This window comes from Duganella sp. 1224 (genome assembly GCF_013408245.1).
Lineage (GTDB): Bacteria > Pseudomonadota > Gammaproteobacteria > Burkholderiales > Burkholderiaceae_D > Rugamonas.
In genome coordinates, this window is record NZ_JACBYS010000003.1 from 257,476 (window position 1) to 271,136 (window position 13,661).

General features: G+C 64.0%; 10 protein-coding genes. 8 read left to right on the top strand and 2 right to left on the bottom strand.

Annotated elements, in window-relative coordinates; genetic code table 11:
* Positions 1–96 precede the first annotated feature (96 nt).
* Genes FHW58_RS17725 through FHW58_RS17755 form a run of 7 tightly spaced genes read left to right on the top strand, consistent with a single transcriptional unit; the run spans position 97 to position 8,313 of the window.
* On the top strand, positions 97–1,260 hold the full coding sequence (locus tag FHW58_RS17725; protein ID WP_229265387.1) for an ABC transporter substrate-binding protein: 1,164 nt from the start codon (positions 97–99) through the stop codon (positions 1,258–1,260).
* A complete protein-coding gene (locus FHW58_RS17730) occupies positions 1,260–2,210 on the top strand; it encodes a carbohydrate ABC transporter permease (protein WP_229265388.1) in 951 nt (316 codons plus the stop codon). Before FHW58_RS17725 ends, FHW58_RS17730 begins: the two co-directional genes overlap by 1 nt.
* Positions 2,207–3,010 carry a carbohydrate ABC transporter permease gene (locus FHW58_RS17735; RefSeq protein ID WP_179674477.1) on the top strand — a complete coding sequence of 268 codons (804 nt, stop codon included), beginning with the start codon at positions 2,207–2,209 and terminating at the stop codon, positions 3,008–3,010. The genes FHW58_RS17730 and FHW58_RS17735 overlap by 4 nt, the downstream gene beginning before the upstream one ends.
* Positions 3,007–4,518: a beta-N-acetylhexosaminidase gene (gene nagZ / locus FHW58_RS17740; protein WP_179674478.1), complete on the top strand. Its 1,512-nt coding sequence runs from the start codon at positions 3,007–3,009 to the stop codon at positions 4,516–4,518. Before FHW58_RS17735 ends, nagZ begins: the two co-directional genes overlap by 4 nt.
* Before the next feature lie 19 nt (positions 4,519–4,537).
* Positions 4,538–5,800, top strand: coding sequence for an MFS transporter (locus FHW58_RS17745; protein ID WP_179674479.1), 1,263 nt, complete (start codon positions 4,538–4,540; stop codon positions 5,798–5,800).
* Between the two features lie 4 nt (positions 5,801–5,804).
* Positions 5,805–6,959, top strand: coding sequence for an ABC transporter ATP-binding protein (locus FHW58_RS17750; RefSeq protein WP_179674480.1), 1,155 nt, complete (start codon positions 5,805–5,807; stop codon positions 6,957–6,959).
* Between the two features lie 46 nt (positions 6,960–7,005).
* Positions 7,006–8,313: a hypothetical protein gene (locus tag FHW58_RS17755; protein WP_179674481.1), complete on the top strand. Its 1,308-nt coding sequence runs from the start codon at positions 7,006–7,008 to the stop codon at positions 8,311–8,313.
* Between the two features lie 82 nt (positions 8,314–8,395).
* On the opposite strand, the gene FHW58_RS17760 is transcribed toward FHW58_RS17755, so the two are convergent.
* Positions 8,396–9,610 carry a glycoside hydrolase family 18 protein gene (locus tag FHW58_RS17760; protein WP_179674482.1) on the bottom strand — a complete coding sequence of 405 codons (1,215 nt, stop codon included), beginning with the start codon at positions 9,608–9,610 and terminating at the stop codon, positions 8,396–8,398.
* Entirely contained in the window at positions 9,600–10,355 is a 756-nt protein-coding gene (locus FHW58_RS17765) for a GntR family transcriptional regulator (protein ID WP_179674483.1), read from the bottom strand. Before FHW58_RS17765 ends, FHW58_RS17760 begins: the two co-directional genes overlap by 11 nt.
* 391 nt (positions 10,356–10,746) lie before the next feature.
* Between FHW58_RS17765 and FHW58_RS17770 the strand changes: the two genes are divergently transcribed.
* On the top strand, positions 10,747–13,488 hold the full coding sequence (locus FHW58_RS17770; RefSeq protein WP_179674484.1) for a TonB-dependent receptor: 2,742 nt from the start codon (positions 10,747–10,749) through the stop codon (positions 13,486–13,488).
* Positions 13,489–13,661: the final 173 nt, after the last annotated feature.

Below are 13,661 nucleotides of genomic sequence, written 5' to 3' on the forward strand. Positions count from 1 at the left end.
GTGTGCCGCCGTGCGGGGTGGCTGCTGGCTTTGGCCGCCCTGCTGGCAAACCCCGCCAGCGCAGCCCCGCAAACCATCGAATTCTGGACCTTCAGCATGAAGCCCAAGTTCACGCCTTATTACGAGACGCTGGTGCGCGATTATGAGGCGGCCAATCCCGGGGTGCGGGTCGAGTGGGTCGACTTCCCCTGGGATATCATCCAGACCAAACTGGTCACGCGCATCGTCGCCGGCACGCCGCCGGCGCTGGTCAATCTGAACGTGCCGTGGGCCGATGAATTTGCCCGCGATGGCCTGCTCGCTCCGGTCGATGCCCTGCTGGCCGACGCCCGCCCGCGCTACCTGGCCAGCACGCTGCAGGATCTGACCTTCAACGGCAAGACCTACGGCTTCCCGATGTACAGCAACGTCGCCGTCATCGCCTACAACACAAACATTTTCAAGGCCGCCGGCATTCCGCACGCGCCGCGCGACCTCGATGAACAACTGCTGTTCGCCCGCCAGATCGCCGCCCGTACCGGCAAGGCCGGCTTGTGCCCCGCCCTGTCCAAGATCGACGGCCTGATGATGCAGCAAGGCCTGCCTGTCATCGCCAACGGCAAGGCGGTGTTCAATTCGCCCGGCCACGTGGCCCTGATCCGCAAGCTGGCCGATACCTACAAGGCCGGCGGCCTGCTGAAAGATGCGCTGTTCGCCGAGGATAACTTCCCCGCCGCGATCGACGCCTACAAGGGCGGCCGCCTCGGCATGCTGCTGGCGCCGCCCACCGCCGTCAAGCGCATCGAGAGCGACGCCAAGGACATTTACGCCATCACCGACGTCGCTCCGGCGCCGCTCGGCCCGACCGGCATTGCCGATGGCGGCTGGCTGATTCACTTCGCCGTGCCGAAGAACGTCGACGCCCGGCTGCTGCCGGCGATCGGCAGGTTCGCGCGCTATCTGACCAACGACGCCAACCAGCTGGCCTTTGCCAAACAGGCCAGCGTGTATCCGGCCATGGCGCGAGCGGCCAATGATCCGTTCTTCACCACCGTGCCGCCCAACGCCGGCGCGACGGAAAAGGCCGTCGCGGCGGGCGCGGTGTCGATGCCGCATTCGCACACGCTGTACGTCGCCGGCATCACCGACTACGACGAGTTGCGCCGCTATCTCGTGAAGGCGGTAGAAGCCGGCGTCACCGGCAAGCAGGATATCCAGCAGGCGCTCGACCAGGCCGTCGCCATCTGGAACAAAAAACTCGCCGCGCAGGGAACCCGCTGATGCGCGACCACCAACACCACCATCCCGTCGCTCCGGCGGAAGCCGGAGCCCATGCCGAGCGTACCGGCCGGCGCTCCATGGATGCCGGCCGCCGCCGGAATGACGGAGTGGCGTGGCTGTTTCTTGCACCGGCGCTGATCCTGCTGGCCGTGTTCTCCTTCTGGCCGGTGGCCTTCGGCTCGCTGCTGGCCTTCACCGACTACAGCCTGATACGCGCAACGCACTGGGTCGGCCTGGACAACTTCCGCTACATCCTCGACAACGAGATGTTCGTCACCGGCCTCAAAAACTCGCTGCTGTTCCTGCTGATGGTGCCCTTCGTGCAAATCGGCGCGCTCAGTCTCGCGGTGTTGGTCAACAACCGCCTGCCTGGCATCCGCTACTTCCGCGCCGCCTTCTACGTGCCGGTCGTGACCACCGTCTCGGTGGTCGGCATTATGTGGGGCTTCATGTTCCACGAACAGGGGGCGCTGAATTACGTGCTGATGACCTGTCGCCTGGTCGGCGCTCCGGTCGGCTGGCTGTCCAACGATACCCTGGCGCTGTTCGCCATCATGTTCGTCACGCTATGGCGCGGGCTGGGATGGTATATGGTGATGTACCTGGCCGCCCTGCAAGCCGTCCCCGCCGACATGCAGGAAGCCGCCATCCTCGACGGCGCCAACCGCTGGCAGCGATTCTGGAAGATCACCGTGCCGATGCTGCGCCCGACCATCATGATCTGCTCCGTGCTGTCGGTGCTGGCCGCGCTCAAGGCCTATCAGGAAGTGGACGTGCTGACGCAGGGCGGCCCGATGAACTCCACCTTCACCGGCCTGTATTACGCCTACGACCAGGGCCTCAAGCACCTCAAGCTGCCGCGCGCACTGGCCGCCAGCTTCATCGTCTCGCTGTTCTGCGTCGGCATCGCCGTGCTGTGCCTGCGCTACATCCGGCCCAAACACCGATGAAGACGATCGCCCACTACCTGCTGCTGTGCGCCATCGCGCTGGTGTGCGTGTTCCCGTTCTGGTGGACGTTGGTGACCGCGCTGTCCAGCGAAGGGAACATCTTCGCCTTCCCGCCGACCTTCTGGCCGAAGGCACCGTCGATGGACAACTTCATCGAAGTGTTCCGCGCCATCCCGATGTGGCGCTTCTTCGGCAACTCGGTCTTCATCGCCGCCTGCACCGTGTTCTGGAAGCTGCTGTTGTGCTCCGCCGCCGCCTACCCGCTGGCGCGCATGCACTTCAAGGGCCGCAAGCTGGTGTTCGGCTTGATCCTGGCCACGCTGGTGCTGCCGTCGGAAGTCAACTTCCTGGTCAACTTCATCACCGTCACCAAACTTAGTCTGGTCGACACCTACGCCGGCGTGATCCTGCCCAATGTGGTCAACGCCGTCAGCATCCTGTTGCTCAAGCAGGCGTTCGAGGAAGTCCCGCAAGACCTGATCGACGCCGCCCGCGTGGACGGCGCCCCGGAATGGATCATCTTCAGCAAAATCATGCTGCCGCTGATCGCCCCCTGGCTGGCCACGGTCGGCATCCTGACGGCGGTGGAAGCCTGGAACGAATACATCTGGCCATCCATCGTCATGAGCAAGCCGGATGAATTCCCGCTGTCGGTGGGTGTGCTGTATTTGCGCGGCACCTTCGGCAGCAGCACGCGCGTGATTGCCGCCGGCACCGTGCTGACCATCCTGCCAACCCTGGCAGCTTTCTTATTGACCCAACGATTCTTCATGCGCGGCATGGACGGAGCAGTGAAATGACAACTCAACTCGAACATAGAAAAACAGCCGGTCAACTGATCATGATCCGCTTCCCCGGCACGGTGCTGGACGCGGCCACCGCCGACTTCCTGCAGCGGAACAGCATCCGCGCCGTCTGCCTGTTCCGTGGGAACATGACCGACTCCGAACAACTGGCCAAGCTCACCGCCGACCTGCGCGCCGTCATGGGCCAGGACGCGCTGATCGCCATCGACCAGGAAGGCGGCGCCGTGGTGCGCTCGACCTGGGTGCCGGCGCCGCCGGCCGCCATGGGCCTGGGCGCCGCCAACGATACCGACCTGGCCTACCGCACCGGCGCCGCCGTCGCCCGCGCCGTCAAGTCGCTGGGCTTCAACTGGAACTTCGCGCCGGTGCTGGACCTGAACAACAACCCGCACAATCCGGTCATCGCCGAACGTTCCTTCGGCGCCGAGCCGCAACGCGCCGCCGAACTGGCGATGGCGTGGATGGCCGGCAGCCACGCGGAAGGCGTGGCCTGCTGCGTCAAGCACTTCCCCGGCCACGGCGACACCAACGTCGACTCGCACCGCGACCTGCCAACCGTGAACAAGCCGGTGGAAGAACTGAACCGCCTCGAACTGGCGCCGTTCCGCATCGCCAGCGGCGCCGCGCCGGCCATGATGACCGCGCACATCGTCTACCCGACGCTGGACGCCGACAATCCAGCCACCATGTCGCGCCGCATCCTCAACGACCTGCTGCGCGATGAGTGGCAGTACAAAGGCATCATCATCACCGATGGCATGGACATGCACGCCATCGCCGGCCGCTACGGCGTGGGCAACGCTGCCGTGCGCGCGCTGACCGCCGGCGCCGACATGGTGATGGCACTGGGCACCACCGAAACGCAGAACGAGACGCTGGACGCCATCGCCGCCGCCATCGCCTCGGGCGAACTGTCGCAGGCCGACATCGACACGCGCCTGGCGCGCCTGGCCGCGCTGGCCCGCGCCTACCCGTGCAAGCCACGCTCGTACAAGGAAGACGCGGCCGACCGCGAGATCATGGCCGAAGGCTGGCGCCGCAGCCTGACCGCTTACGCCGGTCCATCCGGCGCAGCCGACACCCTGCGCCGCCCTGCCGCCGGCGCCAAGGTGCGACTGGTCGCGCGCCAGGACGTGGTCAGCGACGGCGTTTCCGAAGCCGGCGTGCCGGCTGCGGTGGTGGCCGACTCGCTGCGCAAGCTGTACGACGTGGAGCTGGTCACCTTCGCCGATGCCAACACCTTCGACTGGGATTCGCTGCCGCAGGATGGCCGTTTCACCATGCTGGCCTCCACCTCGCGCCTGCGCTACGGCGACCACGCCCGCGCCACCTGGCGCCCGGACCTGCACCTGGCGCTGTGGAATCCGTACCAGGCGCTGGACATTGCCGCGCCGGCGCTGATGACCTACGGCTTCGCCCGGCCGGCGCTGGACGCCATCAACGCCTGGCTGTCCGGCGAACTGCAGGCCAGCGGCAACGCGCCGGTACCCGGTTTCAAATAACGACAACAGAGACGCCGCAATGACTGACACCATCCGCAATCCCAAGCTTTGGGTTCCCAGCCTGTACCTCGCGCAAGGCCTGCCGTATTTCGCCGTGGCCATCGTGGCCGGCCAGATGTTAAAGAGCATGGGCGTGCCCAACGACGAGCTGAATCACTGGACCGGCTTGATCGGCTTCGCCTGGGTATTCAAGCCGCTGTGGAGTCCCTTCCTGGAGCTGGCGCCGAGCAAAAAACTGGTGGTGACGTTCTTCCAGGTGTTCGGCGGCCTCTGTCTCGGCGGCGTGGCGCTGGCGCTGCAGGCGCCGTTCTGGTTCGCCGCCTGCATGGCGATGCTCGCGCTGGTCGGCATCTCCGCCGCCACCCACGACATCGCCTGCGACGGCCTGTACATCACCAGCCTGGATGAAAAAGGCCAGGCCAAATACGCCGGCTGGACCGGCACCTTCTTCAACGCCGCCAAATTCTTCACCACCGGCGCGCTGCTGCTGCTGGCCGGGCACTTCGAAAAAACCATGGGCGTGGTGCCGGCATGGACCATCTGCTTCTGCATCCTCGGCGCCATGATGGTGGCACTGGGCCTGTACAACGGCTGGGCGCTGCCGCTGGCAAAGAACACCGTCAGCGCAGACACCAACGCCGCCACCATCGCCCGCACGCTGCGGGAAGTGATCGTCGAATTCTTCCGCAAGCCCGGCATCTGGGTCTCCATCATTTTCATCATCCTGTTCCGCGCCGGCGAAGCGCAGGTGCAGTCCATCGGTCCGCTGTTCCTGCGCGAAGCGCGCAACCTCGGCGGCCTTGGCCTGACCACCGCCGAAGTCGGCGCGGTCTACGGCACCGTGGGCACCGTGGCCTTCCTGGTCGGCTCCATCGCTGGCGGCTACTTTACCTCCTGGCTGAGCCTCAAGCGCGCCATCCTATGGCTGATCATCGCGGTCAACCTGCCGAATATCGCGTTCTACCTGCTGTCCTACTTCCAGCCCACCGAGCTGTCCATCGTCAGCGTGGCGCTGTGCGTCGAGATGTTCGGCTACGGCTTCGGCTTCGTCGGCCTGATCCTGTACATGATGCAGGTGGTCGCGCCGGGCAAATACCAGACCGCGCACTACGCGTTCGCCACCGGCATCATGCAACTGGGCTCGGTGCTGTTCAAGCTGTTCAGCGGCGACATCCAGATCGCGCTGGGCTACCAGCACTTCTTCATCTGGGTGATGGTGTGCGCGATTCCGGTAGCCGTGCTGTCGCAGCTGATTCCCATGACCAGCAAGCAGGCGGCATAAGCGCATGGCCAGCGTCAGCCTCAAAGGCATCGTCAAGCACTACGACAAAACGCCGGTCATCCATGGCGTCGACCTGGATATCGCCGACGGCGAATTCATGGTCTTCGTCGGCCCGTCCGGCTGCGGCAAGTCCACGCTGCTGCGCATGATCGCCGGCCTGGAAACCATCAGCGCCGGCACGCTGCACATCGGCGGCGCGCTGGCCAACGACATCGCGCCGGCGCAGCGCCAGCTGGCCATGGTGTTCCAGTCCTACGCGCTGTACCCGCACATGACCGTGTACGAGAACATGGCGTTCGCGCTCAAGCTGGCCGGCCGCAAGCCGGCCGAGGTGCAGGCCGCCGTTGAACGCGCCGCCGCCATCCTGCAAATCACGCCGCTGCTCAAGCGCAAGCCGAAGGAGCTGTCCGGCGGCCAGCGCCAGCGCGTCGCCATCGGCCGCGCCATCGTGCGCAAGCCGGAAGTGTTTTTGTTCGACGAGCCGCTGTCCAATCTCGACGCCAGCCTGCGCGTGCAGATGCGGGTGGAAATCAGCCGCCTGCACAGCGAACTGAAAACCACCATGATCTACGTCACGCATGACCAGGTGGAGGCGATGACGCTGGGGCAGCGCATCGCGGTCTTCAACGGCGGCCGCATCGAACAGGTGGGCACGCCGCATGAACTGTACAACGCGCCGGCCAACCTGTTCGTCGCGGGCTTCCTCGGCACCCCGAAGATGAATTTCATCCCCGGCGAGGTCACTTCGGTCGACGAGCACCGCGTGACGGTGCGCCTGCACGGCGCGGGCGGCCATGGCCGCCACGTCGTCCAGGTGGACTCGGCGCCCGCTGCGCACGGCCTGCGTGCCGGCGACCAGGTCACGCTGGGCGTGCGCGCCGAGCACCTGTCCATCGCCGCACCGCAACAGCACGACAATGTCATCCAGATCGGTGTCGGCCACGTTGAGTACCTGGGCGACCAGTCCATCGTCTACACCACGCTGGACGGGCTGCCCGGAATGATCGCCGTGAAACTGCCCGCGGAAGCCGTGCCGCCGCATGCCGGCAGCCGCGCGCGTGTGCACCTGCCGCCGGCCCGCTGCCTGCTGTTCGACAGCAGTGGCCAGGCAGTGCGCCGCAACACGGTTGAATTCGGAGTTTCCGCCGATTTTGTGTAACAATACGCGGGTTTACATTCCCAATGTGTTTGATTGAAGGATAACCATGTCCCACTCCCGTCTTGCTCGTATTAGCCTGCTCCTGGCCGCCATTGGCCTGAACGCCGCTCCCGCCATCGTGGGCATGGCCCCAGTCCACGCCGCCGAAGAAAAGAAAGCACCGGAAGCGCCAAAAGACGCCGTTCGACCTGAGATCTACAAATTGATCGATCCAGCACAGACCAAGGCCCTGCTGGACGCCAAGAACTACACCGAATTCCAGAGCCGCATCGACCAGGCGGCCGCCATGCCGAACATCACCCCGTACGAAGACTTCGTGCTGAACCAGATGCGCGTGCAACTGGGCCAGGCATCGGGCAACCACGAGATGACCGTCAAGGGCCTGAACGCCATGATCGAATCGGGCCGCCTGAAGCCGGAAGACAAGCTGCGTTTCATCGACGCGGTGGCCGGCATCTACTACAGCAACCTGAAAGACTACGACAACGCCATCAAATGGTTTGAGCGTTACGGCACCGAGTCGGGCGACAAGAACAAGCAGCGCCAGTTCATCGTTCGTTCGTACTTCCTGAAGGGCGACTACAACGCCGCCAAGACCGAAGCGCTGAAGGACATCGAAGCCGCCAAGGCCGCCAACACCGCGCCAAGCAAGGACACGCTGAACCTGCTGGGCAACGTCGGCATCAAGACCAAGGACACCGTGCTGTATCTGCAGGCCGTGGAAGAGCTGACCCGCTACTACCCGACCGAAGAATACTGGAACGACCTGCTGAACCGCACCCGCGGCAAGAAGACCTACAACAACCGTCTGGACCTGGACATGGACCGCATCAAGGCGACCATCATCCCGTCGAAGATGGAGACGGAAGACTACGTCGACCAGGCGCAGTTGGCCGTGCTGGGCGGCTTCTTCACCGAAGCCAAGATCGCGATGGACAAGGCCTACCCAGGCGCCATCCCGGCCGGCAAGGACAAGAAGGAACTGGACAGCATCCGCGCCAGCGCCAACAAGGGTGCGGCCGACGACGCGAAAAACATCGACAACGGCATCGCCGCCGCGCAGAAGTCGAAAGACGGCGTGGGTCTGGTCAACCTGGGCTACAACTACGTGACGCTGGGTCAGGCCGACAAGGGCATTGACCTGATGAAGCAAGGTATCGCCAAGGGCGTGGCCAAGAATCCGGACGACGCCAAGCTGCGTCTGGGCTACGCGATGATCATCGCCGGCAAGAAGGATGAAGGTGTGGAAGTGCTGAAGCCACTGGCCACCGGCACCGACCCGCGCGCGGATCTGGCCCGTTACTGGATCATGTACGCGACCGGTCCGAAGATCGCGCCGGCGGAAGCCAAGTAAGGCCAGCCTGCACGCCCAACCGGTGTGCTGAGGCTGGGGTCTGACCCGGTACGGGGTCAGACCCCGCTTGGCCCTGCGGGGCTCAGCGGTGCATACCTTCCCACAAAGTCCGCAGCAACTTGCCGTCACTATCGGCACTCAACTCCCAGAACATCGCGCCACGCAGGCCCTGCTGCCGGATGTACCCCGTCTTCTCCCGCAACGACTCCGGGTCCTCATACGTAATCCACACCCGCTCCACCGCGCTGTACAGATACGGCACCCGCGCCGCCGCATTCCAGTAACGCCGATATCCCGCTGCCCGCGCCAGCACCTGCCCATAGCCGTACGAATTGCCGCCATTGACGCCATCCGTCACGCCGCCCTCGCACAACTGATACTGCCCGTCCCCGTCCGGCCCGGCCGCGCAGCCCTTCCAGCCGTAGCCATAGAACGGCACGCCCAGCACCAGCTTGTCCCGCGCCACGCCGGCATCCAGATAACGCTGCACCGAACGTGAAGCATAGAAGCCGCTGGCGGTGACCGGATCCTTGGCATCCGCATACAACGCCGCATGATGCCCCGTACGCTTCTCCCATGGCATGTGGTAGTCATACGCCATGATGTTGATCCAGTCCAGGCTCCGCGCCAGTTCCTTCACCCAGGCGCCGTCGCCGACATAATTGCCATTGGCACCGGCGGCGATGGTGATACTGTAATGCCGGCCATCCCGCTTGCCCGCCTGATCGAACGCCGCGCGCAACTCGCGCGCCAGCACAATGAAATTGTGCCGGTCCTCCGGCCGCGCACACACCTCGCCCGCCACGCAAGGCACGCCGGCCTCGCCCGGATACTCCCAATCCAGATCGACGCCATCCAGTCCATAGCGCTGCATCGCCGCCAATGTCGACGAGATAAAATCGGCGCGCGCCGGCGCCGATGCCGCCACATTGGAAAAACGATTCGACCAATTCCATCCGCCAACCGAGATCACCACCTTGAACTGCGGGTGATCCTTCTTCAGCGCCACCAGCGCGCGCAGGTTGGCGCCATCGGCCGCCTCGTCACGCCACGCCAGCGCGCCGTTGCGCGCATCCTGGCACGGCGCCACATCATTTACCGACGGCTCGGGATTGCCATGCTTGCCGTCCCAGCACAGATCCACGAAGGCGTACAGCGCCATCGTCAACCTGCCGGCATCCACCGACGATACCGGAAACGACTCGTGCTTCCAGCCCGGGTAATAGCCGACGACCTCGGACGCCGCCGCCGGCAAAGCGGCCAGCAAGGCCGCGCTCAAAATCAGGTTAGCTCGCATTCAGTTCCGCCACAAAGTCATACATATCGCCACGGAAGTACGAGCGGCAGAATTCCACCGCGCGCCCGTCGCGCAAAAAACCCAGACGCTCGACCGCCAGCCCGGCGTCGCCCTCCTTCGCCTGCAGCAGCGTGGCCTGCTCGGCGTTCAGCAGCAGCGCCGACAAACGCTGCAGCGCGCGCACCGGCCGGTTGCCCGAGCGTTCCAGCGCGTCGTACATCGACACGTCCACCGCATCCAGCGACGGCAGGCAGGACGCCACGATGGTCGCGTACTCAAGACACATCGGCACATCGTCCGCATAGCGCATGCGGTTGAAGCGGTACACCCTGGAGCCGGGGCTGAGCCGCAGCCGCATCGCCTCGTCCGGCGTCACCGTGCCTTCCGAGCGCTTAAGCCACACGCTGCGCGGCGTGCGGCCACGCGCGCGCATGTCCTCGGAAAAGGAGGTCAGCTTGGCGAAGTTCTTTTCGATACGCGTGTTGATGAAGTTGCCGGAGCCGGGACGGCGCACCAGCACGCCCTCGCTCACCAGGCCATCGATGGCCTTGCGCACCGTGATGCGGGAGATTTCCAGATCGGCCGCCAGCTGGCGTTCGGCCGGCAGCGCGTCCTCCGGCTTCAGCAGATGCAGCTCGATGGCCGAGCGCAAGGCTCGCTGGAGACGCTGGTACAGCGGCAGGTTACTGGTCTCATTGAGGTGCTGCCGGATGTGTACCAGTGGACTCGTTTGATCGCTTTTCATAACGATGAGACATCCTCTCCGTGTTTGTTCGACGATAATACCAAAAAAAGACCACCACAAATCCACCACCTCCCGCCGGGCCCGCAAATATTTTCACTGAAATCGCACAACGCCTTTAGGTAAAGGCTTTATTCGTGTTGCGCCGGCACACAAAGGCTTTCCATACCACCATCCATCCGGTATTACAAAGTTACTTAAAAGATACTTTGTATGCCGCATACAACATAACAAAAAAGAATTTTAAAGTGGTAGTGATCTGGTATTAAAAGGCGAGTATATTGGCGTTGGATTGGTTTTGTAGGAAGAAAAAGAAACACATCGACAATCAGTGGGCTCGGCGGAGCCTTCATCAACGGGAGGGAACATGTACCACAATTCGAATAACATCAAAATGTCCAAACTAACGCCCATCGCGACCGCTACGGCCATCCTGACGCTGAGCGTCGCGATGAACGCCCAGGCGCAACAGGCAGCGACCGACAAGGAGCCGGAGACCGTCATCGTGAGCGGTATCCGCGGATCGCTGCAGCAGTCGCTGGCGGTGAAGCGCAACGCGTCGAGCAACGTCGACGTCATCACCGCTGAAGACGTCGGCAAAATGCCGGACAAGAACGTGGCTGACTCGCTGCAGCGCGTCCCCGGCGTGAACATCTCCACCTCGGGCGCGGGCTCGGGCGGCTTCGATGAAAACGACCGCGTGTCGATGCGCGGCACCGCGCCGTCGCTGACCCAGACCCTGATCAACGGCCACGCCGTATCGACCGGCGACTGGTTCGTGCTGGACCAGGTGGGCGGCGCCGTCGGCCGTTCCGCTTCCTACTCGCTGCTGCCATCGGAAATCGTGGGCCAGGTGGTGGTCTACAAGGCGCCGACCGCAGACCAGGTGGAAGGCGGTTCGAGCGGCTCGATCGACATCAAGACCCGTCACCCGCTGGACTTCAAGAACGCCATTTCGGCGGAAGCCACCATTCAGGGCGTGTACTCCACGCTGGCCGAAAAGACCGATCCGCAATTCAGTGGCCTGGTCAACTGGAAGAACGAAGCCGGCACGCTGGGCCTGATGGTGCAGGGCTTCTCCGAAAAGCGCTCGCTGCGCCGCGATGGCCAGGAGCTGCTGCAATGGACCCAGGTGGCGCCGACCAACGCCGCCGTCAAGACCAATCCCGACCTGGCCAATGTCTGGTTCCCGCGCCTGATCGGTTCCTCGCTGTTCCAGCAGGAGCGCAAGCGCAAGGGCGGCTTGATCGACCTGCAGTTCAAGCCTAGCCGCGACTTCTCGCTGGAAGCGACCTACTTCCGTTCGAAGATGGACGCGTCGAACTACAACACCAACTACATGACCGACATGAACGGCTCGGGCATGCTGGGTTCCGGCGTGGCGCCTGATCCGGGCTATGTGATCCGCAACGGCACGCTGGTGTCGGCATCGTTCACCAACAAGGGCACCGCCGCCGCGCCACTGCGCTACGGTATCGTCGACAACATCGTGCGCGACGGCGCTTACGCGCAGACCGAGTTCTTTGACCTGGACGGCAAATGGCGCGCCACCGACCGCCTGGTGTTCACCGCCAAAGCCGGCTCCACCAAGGGCAAGGGCGTGACCCCGAGCCAGGGCGTGTTCGAGGGCGACATCAACAACTCCGGCGCCAGCTACCAGCTGAACGGCCTGGGTTCGCCGGCCACCGTCAAGTTCCCGAACATTAATACCGCCGTGTTCACCGGCACGCCGCTGGACTGGGTGTTCGGCGTTTCGCCGGCCAGCACCGACGACAAGGAAACCTACGGCCAGATCGACGCCGCGTTCCAGATGGACGCAGGCCCGCTGCGCGAGCTGAAATTCGGTATCCGCGGCACGCACCACACCCGCTCCAACTTCGAAGTGGCGCAAGGTCCCAACTGGTCCAACACCGACGTTGGCGGCACCAGCACCAACCCGCAGTGGAACGGGACCACCTACCCTGGCAACTTCGGCCAGGACCTGGGCGGCGATTTCCCGAAAAACGTCTGGCTGCTGGATCCGGCGATCCTGAACGCCTGGGGCGACCTGCACTCCAACCGCGATGTCAGCCGCACCTACTACCAGGACATGTTCAACCTGAAGGAAAACACCAAGGCGTTCTACGTCCAGGGTGAACTGGAAGGCGAAGGCTGGAGCGGCAACGTCGGCCTGCGCGTGGTGCGTACCGAAGGCACGTCGAACGGCTACCAGATCCTGCCTAACCAGCCTGCCGGCGCTAATCTGCCTGCCTATCCGTGGGGCGGTTTCGTCAAGCAGACGGCGATCGACAACAACACCACGATTCCGCTGCCTAGCCTGAACCTCAAGTTCGACCTGCGCTCCGACCTGGTGGCGCGCCTGGGCATCTCGCGCACCATGACCCGTCCTGACTACGGCGCTCTGGGCGGCGCGGTGCTGCTGACCGACGAAACCCACACCGGCAACGGCGGCAACGCGCACCTGAAACCGGTCAAGTCGAACAACCTGGATGCGTCGCTGCAGTGGTACTTCGCGCCGCGCGCCTTGCTGTCGGCCGGCGTGTTCTACATGGACCTGAAGGACTACGTGGGCTACGGCACCAGCGTTGGCAACTTCCTGGATACCCGCGCTTCGCAGCAGCAGAACAAGGCGGTGTTCGCGGACTACACCATCACCTCGCCGATCAACGTCGGCGCCAAGGTGAAGGGTCTGGAACTGGCAGCGCAAGTACCGGTGGGCATGGGCTTCGGCATCGACGGCAACGTCACGCTGACCGATTCGCACCTGGACTTCGGCGCCTGCCCGGCGATGCAGACCGCGACCTCGGGCGATCCTTGCGACATGCTGGGCGCGTCGAAGACCACCGCCAACGCCGGCCTGTTCTTCGAGAACGACACCTTCAATGCGCGTCTGAGCTATGCATGGCGTTCGTCGTTCCTGGCGGCGCAGGACCGCGGCACGCCGCTGTACCAGGATTCGACCGGTACGCTGTCGGCTTCGTTCAACTACAACATCAGCAAGAACATCACGCTGACGATCAGTGGCCAGAACCTGAACAACCCGATCCTGAAGAACTACATCTACAACAAGGATCAACCGGCACGCTTCTATGCCAACGGCGCGCAGTACTACGCCGGGGTGCACGTGAAATACTAATCGGCTTCATTGTGTAGTCTGTGCCCGCCACGGCGTCCCCGGCCCTGGCGGGCTTTTTTTCACCCCCAAACGAAGGGGTCTGACCCCGAACGGGGTCAGACCCCGGCCGCAGCGGTGTGCGGGTTCCAGGGGTGCCGCGCGCCGCCAGAGCGATGTCGTTTTGTGCCATCATA